Origin of the sequence: Bacillus sp. TH19, assembly GCF_016651075.1 — a bacterium.
GTDB classification, from domain to species: domain Bacteria; phylum Bacillota; class Bacilli; order Bacillales; family Bacillaceae_G; genus Bacillus_A; species Bacillus_A mycoides.
On record NZ_JAEKEO010000010.1, the window covers coordinates 1962938 to 1978377 of the forward strand.

At 31.8% G+C, this 15440-nt stretch carries 18 protein-coding genes and 1 pseudogene; 13 read left to right on the plus strand and 6 right to left on the minus strand.

Features of this window, described 5'->3' with window-relative positions; all coding sequences use genetic code 11:
- The first annotated feature begins 116 nt into the window (after positions 1-116).
- On the plus strand, positions 117-983 hold the full coding sequence (locus JFU54_RS27670) for an MBL fold metallo-hydrolase (RefSeq protein WP_159146600.1): 867 nt from the start codon (positions 117-119) through the stop codon (positions 981-983).
- A gap of 163 nt (positions 984-1146) precedes the next feature.
- On the opposite strand, the gene JFU54_RS27675 is transcribed toward JFU54_RS27670, so the two are convergent.
- Positions 1147-2100 (minus strand): nucleoside hydrolase, encoded by a 954-nt coding sequence (locus tag JFU54_RS27675; RefSeq protein ID WP_016102045.1) that lies wholly within the window; start codon positions 2098-2100, stop codon positions 1147-1149.
- Positions 2101-2133: 33 nt separating this feature from the next.
- Entirely contained in the window at positions 2134-2736 is a 603-nt protein-coding gene (locus JFU54_RS27680; RefSeq protein ID WP_201067246.1) for a DUF2441 domain-containing protein, read from the minus strand.
- Positions 2737-2847: 111 nt separating this feature from the next.
- On the opposite strand from JFU54_RS27680, the gene JFU54_RS30285 reads away from it, so the two are divergent.
- The 6 genes and pseudogenes from JFU54_RS30285 (at position 2848) to JFU54_RS27705 (ending at position 5916) form a co-directional block, all read left to right on the plus strand.
- Entirely contained in the window at positions 2848-3084 is a 237-nt protein-coding gene (locus JFU54_RS30285; RefSeq protein WP_229193939.1) for a hypothetical protein, read from the plus strand.
- The gene (locus tag JFU54_RS27685; RefSeq protein ID WP_229180808.1) at positions 3002-3451 is read left to right on the plus strand and encodes a DUF2798 domain-containing protein; all 450 of its coding nucleotides are present in this window, start codon (positions 3002-3004) and stop codon (positions 3449-3451) included. Before JFU54_RS30285 ends, JFU54_RS27685 begins: the two co-directional genes overlap by 83 nt.
- Before the next feature lie 181 nt (positions 3452-3632).
- Positions 3633-4057 (plus strand): annotated as a pseudogene (locus JFU54_RS27690) (DMT family transporter).
- 18 nt (positions 4058-4075) lie between these two features.
- A complete protein-coding gene (locus JFU54_RS27695; RefSeq protein ID WP_016102042.1) occupies positions 4076-4768 on the plus strand; it encodes a Crp/Fnr family transcriptional regulator in 693 nt (230 codons plus the stop codon).
- Between the two features lie 19 nt (positions 4769-4787).
- Positions 4788-5258: a DMT family transporter gene (locus JFU54_RS27700; protein ID WP_012260918.1), complete on the plus strand. Its 471-nt coding sequence runs from the start codon at positions 4788-4790 to the stop codon at positions 5256-5258.
- A gap of 154 nt (positions 5259-5412) precedes the next feature.
- Complete coding sequence (locus tag JFU54_RS27705) at positions 5413-5916, plus strand: GNAT family N-acetyltransferase (protein ID WP_016102041.1); 504 nt, start codon at positions 5413-5415, stop codon at positions 5914-5916.
- Between the two features lie 376 nt (positions 5917-6292).
- Here the strand turns inward: JFU54_RS27705 and JFU54_RS27710 are convergent, their stop codons facing one another.
- Together JFU54_RS27710 and JFU54_RS27715 are read right to left on the minus strand one after the other, a co-directional pair.
- Positions 6293-7114: a class I SAM-dependent methyltransferase gene (locus JFU54_RS27710; protein ID WP_201067248.1), complete on the minus strand. Its 822-nt coding sequence runs from the start codon at positions 7112-7114 to the stop codon at positions 6293-6295.
- 45 nt (positions 7115-7159) lie between these two features.
- Entirely contained in the window at positions 7160-7600 is a 441-nt protein-coding gene (locus JFU54_RS27715; protein ID WP_002141720.1) for a MarR family winged helix-turn-helix transcriptional regulator, read from the minus strand.
- Between the two features lie 673 nt (positions 7601-8273).
- On the opposite strand from JFU54_RS27715, the gene JFU54_RS27720 reads away from it, so the two are divergent.
- Together JFU54_RS27720 and JFU54_RS27725 are read left to right on the plus strand one after the other, a co-directional pair.
- Entirely contained in the window at positions 8274-8681 is a 408-nt protein-coding gene (locus JFU54_RS27720; protein WP_201067255.1) for a GNAT family N-acetyltransferase, read from the plus strand.
- Between the two features lie 82 nt (positions 8682-8763).
- The gene (locus tag JFU54_RS27725) at positions 8764-9417 is read left to right on the plus strand and encodes an MBL fold metallo-hydrolase (protein WP_002031870.1); all 654 of its coding nucleotides are present in this window, start codon (positions 8764-8766) and stop codon (positions 9415-9417) included.
- A 126-nt stretch (positions 9418-9543) separates the two neighbouring features.
- Here the strand turns inward: JFU54_RS27725 and JFU54_RS27730 are convergent, their stop codons facing one another.
- The gene (locus tag JFU54_RS27730) at positions 9544-10167 is read right to left on the minus strand and encodes a TetR/AcrR family transcriptional regulator (protein ID WP_002085667.1); all 624 of its coding nucleotides are present in this window, start codon (positions 10165-10167) and stop codon (positions 9544-9546) included.
- A 123-nt stretch (positions 10168-10290) separates the two neighbouring features.
- On the opposite strand from JFU54_RS27730, the gene JFU54_RS27735 reads away from it, so the two are divergent.
- Positions 10291-12504 carry an MMPL family transporter gene (locus JFU54_RS27735; protein WP_201067257.1) on the plus strand — a complete coding sequence of 738 codons (2214 nt, stop codon included), beginning with the start codon at positions 10291-10293 and terminating at the stop codon, positions 12502-12504.
- 65 nt (positions 12505-12569) lie between these two features.
- Here JFU54_RS27735 and JFU54_RS27740 read toward each other — a convergent pair whose 3' ends face one another.
- Positions 12570-12752, minus strand: a complete 183-nt coding sequence (locus tag JFU54_RS27740; RefSeq protein WP_002012828.1) for a DUF4021 domain-containing protein — start codon at positions 12750-12752, stop codon at positions 12570-12572.
- A 201-nt stretch (positions 12753-12953) separates the two neighbouring features.
- Here JFU54_RS27740 and catA point away from each other — a divergent pair, with 201 nt between their 5' ends.
- The 3 genes from catA (at position 12954) to JFU54_RS27755 (ending at position 15335) form a co-directional block, all read left to right on the plus strand.
- On the plus strand, positions 12954-13604 hold the full coding sequence (catA, locus tag JFU54_RS27745; protein ID WP_033715754.1) for a type A chloramphenicol O-acetyltransferase: 651 nt from the start codon (positions 12954-12956) through the stop codon (positions 13602-13604).
- 224 nt (positions 13605-13828) lie between these two features.
- Positions 13829-14353, plus strand: coding sequence for a GNAT family N-acetyltransferase (locus JFU54_RS27750; protein ID WP_002012832.1), 525 nt, complete (start codon positions 13829-13831; stop codon positions 14351-14353).
- 55 nt (positions 14354-14408) lie between these two features.
- Positions 14409-15335 carry a GNAT family N-acetyltransferase gene (locus tag JFU54_RS27755; protein ID WP_002165844.1) on the plus strand — a complete coding sequence of 309 codons (927 nt, stop codon included), beginning with the start codon at positions 14409-14411 and terminating at the stop codon, positions 15333-15335.
- The last annotated feature ends 105 nt before the right edge of the window (positions 15336-15440 follow it).

Here is a 15440-nt window from a genome sequence, read left to right on the forward strand (position 1 = left end):
AAAAAATGTAGAATGATTTTATTTCTGACATTGTTATTTAATAGTAATCAAAATACAAAATAAAGAATTTTCTCGGCTGGAAATTGTTACACAGTCATAAAATGGAGGCAATAGTTATGCAGCAAATTAAAAAAATAGGAAACTCATTTTGGTATATGACACCTGTTTCCGAGACTGATAGACCTATCTTAGGAATGGTAGTTGGAAAAGAAAAGACTTTGATGATAGATGCAGGTAATTCAGAAGCACATGCACAATTGTTTTTAGAAATGCTAAAAGAGCAAAATATCTCAAATCCTGATTTTGTAGCATTAACGCATTGGCACTGGGATCATATTTTTGGATTGCCTGTATTACAAAATGCATTGTCTATCGCACATTTTGAAACAAAAAAAGAGATGAACACACTTGTTTCTTATGAGTGGTCGGATGAGGCATTGGACGCACGAGTGAAAGAAGGTACAGAAATTGAATTTTGTGCGGACTGTATAAAAAAAGAGTTCAGTGAAAAACCAAGAAATATTCAAATTCTTCCGCCGACCTTAACCTTTCAGAAGCAACTTGAATTAGACCTTGGTGATGTGACATGTGTGTTAAAGCATGTGGGCGGAGACCATTCACATGACTCTGTTGTCATTTATATTAAAGAAGAAAAGATATTGTTTTTAGGAGATTGTATTTATGCAAATATTTTTTCTTCTAAGTGGAACTATACGACGAAACGAACGTTTAAACTGATACAAGAATTAGAGAAATTTGATGCCGAGACCTATATTCTTTCACATGGGGAAGCTATAGATCGAAATGAATTTTTGCGAGAGATTCGTTTATTAAAAACAGTAGGAACTTATACGGAAACTCATAAAGGCGATGAAGAGAAGATAAAGGCAGCATATAAACAAGAACTAGATAGAGAATTAAATGAAGATGAGCTAGAAACAATAACGTACTTTGTAAATGGTTATGAAATGGTTAATCTGTAAAACCTAGCTCTAAATCAATTGATGCTTGTTCTGACCAAATACAATGTAACTGCACAAAAAGAGTATTGAAAATTAATTCAATACTCTTTTTAATAATTAAATATCCAGCCCCAACCAATTTCTAAATCTTTTTGCTGGCTCATCAACTGGGTTTATACGGATTTCAACACTGGTTGTGATTAGCAGCTTTTTTAGCTAATTCAGTAATATATTTAAAGAATGCATCACGTTTTACATCATAAATGACATTTACTGGTCTTCCGTTAGCAGTTTCCACTGTACGTCCTTGGCTGGGTCCGTATGTATGAACGATACTAGTAATCGTTTTTGTTTTTGCAAGATCAGCTTTCCCAACAAACGCAGCAGTTAATACATCCCACAAATAGTAGGTAGAGTTAGTTGAAAAGTGAACGAGAGGGGGGACCATTGCATAGCATTGACCAAGGAAATCAACACCAATATACTTACGCTCTTTTGCCCACTGTTCACGTATGTCTATAGTTAGCGGAACCTGGTTTGTACTTTCTAGAGTTACTAAATCAATGATTATATTAGCATTCCAAACACGAGCTACTGCTTCGGGATCCCAAAATGAATTCCACTCGGCTGTTCCGTCATGTTCTGGCTCATGTACATTGCCTGCAGTACGAAATGTACCGCCCATCCAAACGAGACGTTCAATTTTATCTTCGATTATTGGAGATTCATATAGTGCACGAGCAAGGTCAGTCAGGGGCCCTGTAAATAATAAAGTTGTTTTTCCATCAGTTTGTAGAAGAGTCTCTATTATATGATGATGTGCAGGTTTTTTTGATGCAGGTGTAACAACTTTCCCAAACTCATTTAAAATTGGTAAAGCATCTACATAAAATGCATGCATCCGCCATTCTTTTGGAAATGGGTTTTTTCCACGAGAGTTGGACGCTGCTACCTCAATATTATTTTTGCCGAAGCGATCTATAATTTTACGACTGGCAGACATTGCTGGTTCTAAATAACAATCTGCAGGAATAACTGAAACACCTGTAAGTTCTACATTTTCCATCTGGAGTAGTAAAAATAGTGATATTAAATCATCTACACCACCATCATGATTGAAGTACACTTTTTTCATCATTTTAATCTCCATTCTTTAAAATTTAACCAGGAATTAAATTTTAATTGATGAAAAATCATCAATAATTTCCACCACTTCAATTCTCCCATTAATCAGTAACTCAGGAAGTTCATTTCTAACGTTTCCTTTCCAATACTCTCTAGCTTGTTCCATTTTTTGAGCGAAAGGAATACCATCTTCTTTCGGCAAAAGGTTTCCATCACCTTCAAAAGAACTTCCGATTACTCGTAGTTTAACAATCTGCAAAACTTCTCGATTATAAGAATCAAATAGCGCTTTCCATTTCAAAGCATTCTCATAGCTTTTGGAAGCATATAAGCAAGACAATCTTGAGGGATATTCAGGAAATTCTTGCAGTCTAACCATTTCTACAATCGTTTCTCTAACCGCTCTAATTGTTTGATCTATATAATTCAGAACTACTTTAGCATTTTCATTATTTATATGTAATTCCTCATTGATATAATGCCTTTTTAAAATTTGAATGGAGTCTTCATCATTAGAATTTAATTGTTCTCTTTCAAAAAAGAAGTGATAGAGGGTATTAGTTTGATTTTTGTCAAAGTGAATGATTTTTCCGATACTCATTGTTTTCCTTGTAACGATGTGATATGCGTAAAATTCTGCTTTATTCATGGTTATCCTCCTAGTAGTAATTATCATATAATTCAATATTAAATTTAATAATTCAACATCAAAATATATAAAACCTTTGTAAGTAAAAAGTTATAAAGTGGGAGGATTGGAGTGAAGAGTGGAAGAAATGCACGTAAACGCTTTAAAAATGTTCACAAAATGTTCACTTACGAAGGAGTTTCCAATATCGATATAATGACAAAGACTCAAAGAGAAGGGATGATGAAAATTGCCAACAACAAGAAAGGAAAACCTCCAATTTGGTATGATGATGTGCCTCGGGATGGTTATCGTTATGACGTTTTACAATTTATTAATGAATGGAGCAGGAGGACCAATTCATATTAAGGAAATCGCATTAGAACTAATAATTGGATTTATTATTGCGCTATTAATTGAAATATGTATCGTTGGACCGTGTGCGAAAAAGATTGTATTTGCATTACCATTTGATAAATCAAAAAAAGTAAACATGATTATTGCGATGGCAACAACAATGGTAATCGGAATGGTATTCTTTATGTCATTTTACGGAATGGCTATGATGTATTTACATAATGGGTTACATGGTGACTCATTCGCTTCAATTTATTTCTCGATTTTCATTAAAAATTTCATTATGGCGTACCCACTTCAATTAATAATAATGGGACCTCTTGTACGTTTCTTATTTGGAAAGTTTGTTTTGAAGAATAAAGCTGTTAATGTAGCGTAGTTTTAATTACTAAAATATTATATATGGATTAAATATTTCAAACACATCTCACATATTTTGAGATGTGTTTTTTCGTGTACATTACTAATTATTTTCATATCGATGTGACATTTGTCCTTTTGTCGTTGTAGTATTGTAGGTTTTAATTAAATCATAGATAGAAGATTAGGAGATGATTTTTTTGAAAGGTATTTTACTTTCAGTTTTTGGAGGAGTATTCATTACACTTCAAGGTACGTTTAATGCGAAACTTAGTTCAGATATCGGTATATGGTCGACGAGTATTATGACGCATTTAATTGGGTTTCTTATTGCAACAACTATATTTTTGTTAAAGAAAGAAGAGAAAGTAACGGATTTAAAGGGTGTAAAAAAAGTATATTTAGTAGCTGGCGCACTTGGTGGGTTGATTATTTGTGCGGAAACAATGGCGATATATTCAATGGGAGTTACATTAACAGCTGGAACACTTATGGTTGCTCAATTATTAACAGCTACTGTTATTGAAATGAAAGGATTATTTCATATAAAAAGATACAAATGGAGAGATACCATATTGTGGGGACAATAGTAATGATTTTAGGTATTTTTGTGTTTAATATGTAAGGAAAGAAGGGACTGTAAGTGGATAATAAATCAGACTTAATTATTCAATATTTGAAAGCTTATAATATACTTGAAATTTTTTCAGGAATAAGTACTGACAATTTTCAAGTAAATCATTTTGAAAAAGGCAAGCTTATTTGCGATAAAGATGATGAAATTCATCGTTTATATTTTGTTATTAAAGGAAAAGTAAAAGTTTACACGATTACACCAGAAGGAAAGAAACTAATCCTTCGCTTTATCAATCCATTAGCAATTGTTGGTGATATTGAATTAATACAAAATAGCAAAGCACATAATGTTGTTGAAGCTTGTTCAGATGTTGTAGCAATCTCCATTTCTAATACAGTTATTAGAAATAAGTTATTACATGATCCTATATTTATGAAGTTCTTGCTTGAAAACATTGCGAACACATTAAAAATATCGACTCGTTTTACAGCTCTAAATTTACTTTATCCGGTAGAAGTACGTGTAGCTAGTTATTTACTTTCGATTTCAACGGATAGTAATGGGAATATGTATAAAGAGGATTTAGATTCAACTTCTGTATCAAGTATTGCAGATTTTATAGGTGTAAGTTATAGGCATGTAATTCGAGTTTTACAAAAATTTTATAGTGAAAAATTAATTAAAAAGAAAAATGGAGTTATTGTAATTAAAGATTTTTCTAGAATGAAGGAAGTTGCTAAAGATAATATATATGAGTAATGAAAGGGAGAGAAGGGTTATGATTGGATTTAGTTTAGCTATATTAGCTGGAATATTAATTAGCTTACAATCTGTTTTTAATACGAAAGTGAATGAAATTGTAGGACAGTGGTTAACAACTGCATGTGTTCTTGGAATAGGTCTCATAAGTTCTGTTTTATTTCATATCATTACAGAGAAAAGTATAAGCGTTAACTTTTATACTGCAAATTATTTATTTTATATAAGTGGATTGTTTGGTATCGGATTAATTATTTGTATAATGGGTGCAATAAAGAGTTTAGGTCCAGCTTATACGGTGCTCATTAGCCTTATTACTCAATTAGTTGTTGCATTATGTGTTGATACATTTGGATTGTTTGGAATGGAGAGAGTACCTATACAAATAAATAAATTAATTGGTATAGGTCTATTAATTGTAGGGGTAGGAATTTTTAAAAATCTTTTTTCGAATAAGAAAGCTATTACTATAAATGAGGATAGGGTCTAAAGAATTTAAAGGAAAAAGGTGTTAATAATTAGAACATATACATTTAGGTGGTAGTAAATGAGCGATAAGGAGAGAAAATAAGTGATTCAGTACATGTTGGAAGATGGTGTACATTATATTATGAGTGCAGTGACATAACTAGGAGGTTTCCACTATGACAGCTTTATTTAAAGCTATGGAGTTCCAGCTGAAAACTGAACGACTTGATCTGAGTATGTGGGAGGAATCCGATTCAGTCTGGATGAGAAAATTAATTGGCGAACGTGGTGTGGATATGCCAACCCTTGACGCCGTTCGTAGCATGCTTATAGAGATGCGTAAGAGATCAGGCGAAAATGGCATTTCCCTTCTCACTATTCGCCGACGAGACGAAGGTGATTTCATCGGATACTGTGGCTTGATTATCGGTCGTTCCACACTGGAAGAGCCGGAGATCGCATACGAGTTGTTCCGCAGTGCTCATGGCAAAGGCTATGCGACTGAGGCAGCATCTGTTGTGCTGGACGCTGCGATTGCTACGGGGCGCCACAGACTTTGGTCGACTGTAGGCGCTTGGAATGTTGCGTCCTTCCGGGTGTTAGAAAAGATAGGATTTAAGAGGCATCACAGTACGTGGGACGAGCGCGGTGAGATTGTTTGGAACGTACGCGACCTTTAGAAATCCCGGACCTAACTCGAAACTATTGAAAAGGAGAAGAGGTCATTAGTTTGGGCAAGAATCCAGATAAAGATAAAATAACTGATTTATAATTCAAATAGTGACAAACTATAACTGAAGCATGTCCTCGAAAGAGGAGTGTTGCCTTCGCACCGAGGCTATGCCCTCCCCCAAAAACCAATCGAACGTTTCAAGTTATATATCTTTATTATACTGATTAAATTAAATATTTATTGTTTACTTATTTCATTCATTATGTAAATAAAAAAGGATAGTTAGCCCTCATAATGGACTAACTATCCTATAGATTATTATATGAATTTAATAAAATCGAGGTCTTCTTTTATATATGATTAATATATAAGCTATAGATTTATCATTTTTCAAACCGTATATGAACGAACTTCAACATCTTTATTAAATTTACAATCCGCATCATAATTCGTGTACTTCCATCCCAATCTTTATTTGTAGGTATATGTTTAAAGAAAGGGGAGTAGCTTAATATTTTTATGTTAGAAGACCACTTTTCTATTGTCTTTGGATTATTTACGTAAAAATACGTCATAGCGCCGTTATTACCAGATTTTTTTACAGTAGCATTCGAAAGTGTCAGTGCGAACTTTGATTCGGCATCAAAATATAACTCTCCTCCAGGAAAACGTTTTGCCATAGCGACAAATATCTCCTTCAGTTCTTCTTCTTTAAAGTAATAAAACACACCTGCTGATATAAAAAGAATACCGTCTTTTGGATCATATTTTATATCGTTGAACCAAGAAGTGTCAAAAAATGATTTGGCAATGCTTATATTTCGTGGTGTATCTTCAATTAATGTTTTGCGGAAAGCGATCGCATCAGGCAAATCAAGGTTATACCACTGTATAGTACCGTTATCAATTCTTGAAAAAGTAGTGTCTAGTCCAGAACCGATATTTACTATAGTAGCATTCGGATGTTTTCTAATAAATTGTTTAATAGTATCGTCTATTTTTCTTGCACGGGTAATATAAGTGATACATCCATATTCGCCAAATGTATCTGCTATTTTAGAGAAATCAAAGTCGCATTCTTTAATAATCCGAATAGCTTCCGTATCATCTAAAATATCCTTGTTTTTCTCACTACCATATGCTCGTCCCCATAGTGGAATAAGCATAGTACCTTGAACTGATTGTAAATCTATTTCTTTAACCATGAAACGTCCTCCATTTAATAATAAAAAAATATCATATATATATGATTAGTCGTTATTTAGCATTTTTGATAGCATTTTATTTGTTTTATACAGTCCGTAAGCTAAATCACGTTGATCTTCTTCACTGAGTTTTTCAAGATTACTAGTGAAATTATTATAAATTTGTTTCCATCTTTCATAATGTACTTTTTCAGCTTTATCTGTTAAGGAAATTAAAACAGCTCGTTTATCTACTGTATCTTGTTTTTTTACAATGTATCCGTTTTGCTCTAAATTACGAACGGTTACACTTAATTGTTGTTTAGGTATGTTTAAATAACTAGCAATCATTTTTAAATTTACAGCGACTTTTTGCTGGGCAATATACTCAACTATGTGTTGCTCTAAATGTGTAAATTCAGTGGATTTCTCTGATAATAATTTGAAAGTACCTGACATATTTAATAATAAATTCATGTATTCGTTTATTAATTCTTTATTAGTCATTATTTTTCGTGTCCTTTATCAATTTAGTAATTATTTTATTACTATTTTTACTTAAAATCAAATAATAACATTGATATTAGTAATTGTTTATTTACTAATATCGATGTTATTTAAATCGTGAGCGATGCATTAGAGGAAAAGTTAAAGTTTTTTATGAGCGGTGAGTAGAAAGATTATAAAATATTACTTTATACATAAAAAACTAATGAAGCCAATGTCTTTTTCAGTCATTATACTATTAATAATTTTATGGTAAAATCTTTTACATAATGAAATAAAGGGGTAGTATTCTATGGGTTATTTCTCAAATAGTTTATTAGTTTTGTTTGTTCTTATCGTATGTAGCTGTATGATTTTTGGTTGATAATATAATGATGGATTGATATAAAAGAAGGTATCTCACAAAGATGAGATACCTTCTTTTTCTTATAATTGTAATTTAGATTCAGTATTTGGTGATGGTTGAAATGTATATATTTTATACTCACCATTAGTTGATATATTAAACAAATATTAAATAGAGAAATATATATGGTACCAATCTTATTAAGTTCCTTATGTTTTTAAAGAGAAGGAGTTTCATTTTTTCTTATTGAAGTATTGTTCTAGTCAGTTTAACGACGGTCAAAAATTTTTTGACATAAAAACAAAAAGGATAATAGGGAGTATTTACATGAAAACTATTTTAAAGTACACAATTGAATCTCCTAAAGATTTCAATGAATTATTAACTATGTATGAATCTTTAGGATGGAATTCTCTTAAATTATCGGTTAACGAGTTAGAGCAAATGTGTAAGCAAAGTTGGTATACAATATATGTTTTTGATGACCAAAAGTTAGTAGGGATGGGACGTGTTATATCAGATGGTGTAATTACTGGCATTATTTGCGGAGTGTGTGTATTACCGGAATATCAGTCCAAAGGCATTGGAAAGGAAATAGTGGAACGATTAATCCGGCACTGTGAACAAAAACGAGTTATTCCACAACTTATGTGTGTTGAAGATTTAAAATATTACTATGAATCAATTGGATTTGAGGAATTTTCGATTGGTATGACGAAACATATTAAACGATAGCGAGGCTTTGTAATTTAGAATTACTTGTTTATCAGGCCAATTTTTAGATTTCAAAAATTTCATTATAAAGGAGAATAATGTTATGGAGATTGCTAAAGGGGTAGAGATGTTACATCTTGAATTTCAAGAGTATATTATTCACCCAATTCTTTTATGGGATGATGAAATGGCAGTTTTAATAGATACTGGATTTCCTGGACAAATTGAAGATATACGAATAGAAATGGGTAAGGTTGGAGTATCGTTTGATAAACTAAAAGCCGTGATTTTGACGCATCAAGATATAGATCATATAGGTAGTCTTCCTGAACTATTACAAAACTGTGGAAGTAATATAAAAGTCTATGCTCACGATCTAGATAAGCCATATATCGAGGGGGAGTTACCTTTGTTGAAGGATGCACAAGTACAGAATCCACCAAAAGGAAAAGTGGATGATACTTTGGTTGAAGGCCAAGAACTTCCATATTGCGGTGGTATTCTTATTATTCATACCCCAGGGCACACTCCTGGTCATATTAGTTTATATTTGAGACAAAGTAAAACTCTTATCGCTGGGGATTCAATGTATAGTGTAAACGGAATTTTAGGGGGAATTCATGCCCCAACTACTTTGGATATAAAAGAAGCGCAAAATTCTTTGAAGAAGTATTTAAATCTAGAAATTGATTCTGTAGTTTGTTACCATGGTGGATTAAGTAAGGGGAATATAAATGCACAAATTCAAGAGCTATAGATAAGAATTTTTTGTTAATCGGTGCTAAAGTATAATTTAATTGCTAGTATATAAATAAAACCCTTAAATTAATAAAGAGCATGTTTGAAGGAATTTCAAATGTGCTCTTTATTAAATATAATCAATTTAATTTTGATGACTTAATCCATTCCAATAAAACGAAACGATTTCTTTTGCTAATTCATCTATATTTGCAAGAGTAGGATTGTGATTCTCATCTTTAAAATTCCCGATTGATAATAAAGCTACGAAAGCATGGGCAGCAAATTTAGGATTTCCTTTAGGAATTTCTCCAAGGAGAATTGCGTTATCTAGCGCTTTTTCCAACACTTCATACATGTTATCCTCGGCATTTTTTAATTCCTTTAATTGCTCTTCAGATAAAGAAAGTTTTGCATCTTTCATAAAATTATTCATATCAATATCCATCGTTGCGTGTAAGTATACTGTAGCAAAGTTCAATAATCTTTCTTCCAAAGTTTTATTCGTAGAGAGTATTTGATCCATATTTTCTCTTATGCGCACCATCATTTGAATCATAGTAGCGGTAAATAGATCAGCTTTTGTTGAATAGTAATAGTAGACAGTTGCTTTTGTAACTCCACATTCTTTCGCGACCTCATCCATTGAAACAACTTGATAATTTTGAGTGAGAAATAACCTAGTTGCAACTTCTAAAATGATTTCTTTTGTAGACTTTGTATTTTTATTTTGACGAGGCCTTCCGAGAGGACGTTGTTTTTGATCCAAATACATTCGCTCCTGACATTTATTATTGAGATAATTATAACATAATTTTTTAATCATTCTTGATTAATTAACCGACCAGTATATATAATTAATGTTGGAGGAAAAAAAGGAAGGTGGGGTTTTATGAAAAAGCACCCGTTACATATGTTAGGGAGGCTTGTAGCAGGGAAGAATACGCAATGGATAACTTTATCGGTATGGATTCTTATTACATTAGTACTTTCATTTACGTTACCACAAGTAAACAGTACGAAAGAACCGAATCCGAAAAATTTACCTGAAACAGCTATGTCACAGCAAGCTGAAGCACTTATGAAAAAAGAATTTCCTAATAATGCAGGAAACCCGTTGTTAGTTGTATGGCATCGGGATGGTGGATTAGAGTCAAAAGACTACAAATTAATACAGGACGTTTATAAAGAGTTAAAAACGGACCCTTTAAAAGAACAATCATTGTTAACACCATTTGATACAATTCCAGAGCAAGTATTATCAAAAAGTGCATCAAAAGATGGTACATCATTTGTCACACCAATATTTTTTAATAAATCTGCTGGAACGGATATATTAAAAGGTAATTTAGAAGAGTTACGAAAAATAGTGAATAGTAAAGTGGATGAAGATCCGTTCAAACAAAAAATTACCGACTCTGGTTTACATGTTCGATTATCTGGACCTGTGGGTATTCAAACGGATGCGGTAAGTTTATTTAGTCAAGCTGATGTGAAATTATTAGTTGCTACTGTACTACTAGTATTGGTTTTATTAATTTTACTGTACCGTTCACCAATTTTAGCAATTTTACCTTTACTCGTTGTTGGTTTTGCATACGGAATTATCAGTCCGACACTGGGCTTTTTAGCAGACAATGGATGGATTAAAGTAGATGCACAGGCTATATCGATTATGACTGTCTTACTGTTTGGAGCAGGAACGGACTATTGTTTATTTCTTATTTCAAGATATAAAGAGTACTTGCTAGAAGAAGAAAGTAAGTATAAAGCATTGCAACTTGCGATAAAAGCATCAGGTGGAGCAATTATAATGAGTGCACTTACTGTAGTATTAGGGTTAGGAACGTTATTACTTGCTCATTATGGAGCTTTTCATCGATTCGCAGTTCCATTTAGTGTGGCTGTTTTCATTATGGGAATCGCTGCTTTAACGATTCTTCCAGCATTATTATTAATTTTCGGTAGAGTTGCATTTTTCCCGTTCATACCGAGAACAGCTGAAATGAATGAAGAGTTTGCAAGAAAGAAGAAGAAAGTAGTAAAAGTAAAAAATACTAAAGGATTCTTTAGTAAAAAACTTGGGGATATCGTTGTACGTAAACCGTGGACAATTATTATGCTAACCGTATTTTTATTAGGAGGCTTGGCTTCATTTGTACCGCGTATTCAATACACGTACGACTTATTAGAATCATTCCCGAAAGATATGCCATCACGCGAAGGATTTACATTAATTACGGATCATTTTTCAGCTGGAGAATTAGCGCTAGTAAAGATTGTAGTTGATTCAAAGGGAAAAGATTTACCTATTAAACAAGAAATAGAGAAATTATCTTTTGTTAATAAAGTGAAAGAGCCAATGAAGGGAAAAGAAAATAATCAATTGCAAATGTATGAAGTTTCTTTAGTGGAAAACCCATACTCAATTGAAGCATTAGATCAAATCCCTAAATTGAAAAATAGTGTAGAAAAGGTATTAAAAGATGAAGGAATTAGTCAAGCTGAGAATCATTTATGGATTGGCGGAGAAACAGCTTCCTTATATGATACAAAGCAAATTACTGAACGGGATGAAGCGGTTATTATTCCGGTTATGATTAGTATCATCGCTTTACTTTTACTCGTGTATTTACGTTCAATCGTTGCGATGATTTACTTAATTGTAACTGTCGTTTTATCTTTCTTCTCTGCATTAGGAGCAGGCTGGATTTTACTGCATTTCGGTATGGGAGCTCCCGCGATACAAGGTGCGATACCGTTATATGCATTCGTATTTTTAGTTGCCTTAGGGGAAGATTATAATATCTTTATGGTTTCAGAAATATGGAAGAATAAAAAGAAACAAAATCATTTAGAATCAGTTAAAAATGGTGTTATACAAACAGGTAGTGTAATTACATCCGCAGGTTTAATTTTAGCAGGGACTTTTGCAGTGTTAGGCACACTTCCAATTCAAGTTCTTGTCCAATTTGGTATTGTAACTGCAATTGGTGTATTACTAGATACATTTATTGTAAGACCATTACTTGTACCAGCAATCACAGTCGTTTTAGGCCGCTTTGCTTTTTGGCCAGGGAAACTTTCTAAAAGAGAGAAGAAGTAAAAAAATTGGATATATAATAGAGAAGAGCCAAGGATATTTTCCTTGGCTCTTTTCTATGTAGTTCATTAATTTTTTGAAGTCAAATCATCAGTTACAACGTGATCAGCATCTTCAATGGTTGTTTCGGGCATTCCATATAAGCCGTTCATTGCTTGTTCTTCGATATTAAGATTTGCAGTATTATTATTTTGAATAGATGTAGTGTTTTCGATAACATTTTCTTTTTTATTTACATTTTTGTCATTCATGTTTGAATCCTCCAAACGTCATTTGATTTATTAATAGTATGTGGATGGATTTCCAGAAATATGTGAACGAATTTCTGCAGATGTTATATAGTTAAATAAAAAGCTTAGTATTAAATTTAAACTGTAAGGAGTGAACAAGTGTGGTGAAAACAAGAAAGTTAGCCTTCTAAAATAAAAATAAAATTTTAGGAGGCTATTAAAATGAAGTTTCATGTAATTGACAGAGAAAATTGGAATAGAGAGCAGTATTTTGAACATTATTTAAAATTAAAGTGTTCGTTTAGTATGACAGCGAATGTTGATATTACGATGATGCTAGAGGAAATACATCAAAAGGAAATTAAATTTTATCCGACTTTTATTTATGTAATTTCTAGAGTGATAAATAAACATACAGAATTTCGAACATGTTTTAATGATGAAGGAGTTTTAGGGTATTGGGAGGAAATGATACCTAGTTATACAATCTTTCATAAAGATGATAAATCTTTTTCAAGTATATGGACGGATTATTCTAGCGATTTCCACATTTTCTATAAAAACTATGAAGAGGATATGAGATGTTATGCTAATGTTCATGGTTTCTTCACGAAAGAAAATATTCCGCCAAATATTTTTCCGATTTCTGGTATACCTTGGACTAGTTTTACAGGATTTAATTTAAATATTAATAATGATGGTGATTCTTTATTACCAATTATTACTTGTGGGAAATATTTCAATGATGGAAGCAGGGTTATGCTACCTGTTTCATTGCAAGTACATCATGCGGTTTGTGATGGATATCATGCGAGTCGATTTATAGAGGATTTACAGGAGCTAGCTAATACTTGTAACGAGTGGCTTAAGTAATATCTAATTATTAATTATATAAAATTGAAAATGAATAAGCGTTAAAATAAAAAGAAGAGAACATATGTATATTACATGTTCTCTTCTTTTTATTCATTCATACTAAGTAACAGTGGAAAATATAGGTTGATTTGTAGTTTAATAGTAAAAAGAGTGATTAATTTTAAATTTCTTTATTTTATAATTATTTAAGGGTTCAAATGTTTTAATAGGGGGAAGGTAAAGTGAAATTCATACGTATTGAAAAAGATGAAATCCTAATTAATAATATGGCAAAATTGTATTGTAAAGCATTTGAGAAAACAAATTTTACTGAAATGATTGAGAGAATGAAAAGACATATAGAATATACAGATTTTAAAGGTATAGTAGCAATAAATGATGAAAATGAGGTAGTTGGTTTTACTTATGGTTATCTCTCATTAGAAGGGCAGTACTATAATCAATTAATGAGAGAAGCGTTAAATCTAGAACAAGCAGACGAATGGTTACAAGATTGTTTTGAATTTGTAGAGTTAGCAGTTCACCCACAATATCGAAATGAAGGTCTTGGAATGAAATTACATAATGAATTATTAGAAGGGATTTCAAATAGAACGAGTATTTTAACAACACAAATAAACAATGAAAAAGCGCGTTCTTTATATAAAAGATTGGATTGGGTGGATGTATTAGAGCCATTTCACCCAAGTAAAAGTGATGCCCCATATGTAATAATGGGAAAAATATTAAAGACAAAAGTAAATTAATAACTATATCGTTCACAAAAGTTATCGGTTTATAACAATGAAGGGGAAAACAAAAATGACAATAATATCTATAGAAAAAGCTACAATTTTAGATGCTGAAAAGTTAACAGAAATAATGAAAAGAACATTTGATGAAGAAGCAAAGCGATGGTTATACGGCCAAGGTGATGTAATTGATTATAACATTCAACCGCCAGGATATTCTTCAGTTGAAATGATGAAATATTCAATTGAAGAATTGGATACTTACAAAGTGATAATGGATGAAAAAGTAATCGGGGGAATTATAGTTACGATCTCTGGTAAATCGTACGGAAGAATCGATCGTATTTTTGTAGAGCCTTTTCTTCAAGGAAAAGGAATTGGATCGCGGGTTATTAAGTTAATAGAAGAAAAATTTCCGAACATAAGGATTTGGGATCTTGAAACATCTAGTAGACAAATTAATAATCATCATTTTTATAAAAAAATGGGCTATGAAATAATTTTTAAATCTGAAGATGAGTATTGCTATGTAAAAAGAAAAAATGTAGATGCAGTTGGAGAGAACCTAATTAAAAATAAAGATATGAAAAATGGTCAATACGAAAACTGTAATTTGGTTAATACAGAATATTATCAAGTAAATTTAAAAAATAGTGCATTTGTTGGTAGTAATATAATGCATATGAATATGAGTAATTGTAATGTAAGTCAATCAAAGTTTAGAAATATAAATTTTAGAAATTCCTCATATGCAGATTTAAATATTTCTGGCAGTAAATTTAATTTTGTGACTTTAGGTGGAGTTCAATTTAGAGATACAAGCCTTGGAGAGGATAAATATCCTATTTCATTTGATAGATGTGATTTGGAAAGTACTACAATACGTAGTAGTAATCTGAAAAATATTGAAATAGAAAATTGTGATATTACCGGTATGAAAATAAATGGTATTTCAGTAGAAGAACTGCTTGAGTTGTATAATAGGGTGAAAAATTAAATAAAAAATCACTTAGCATATTCTAAGTGATTTTTTCATTTTGAACGAGAGGGGAATATAAGAGATGATGTTCAAAAAGTGAATGTTATATCGAAATAATTATAT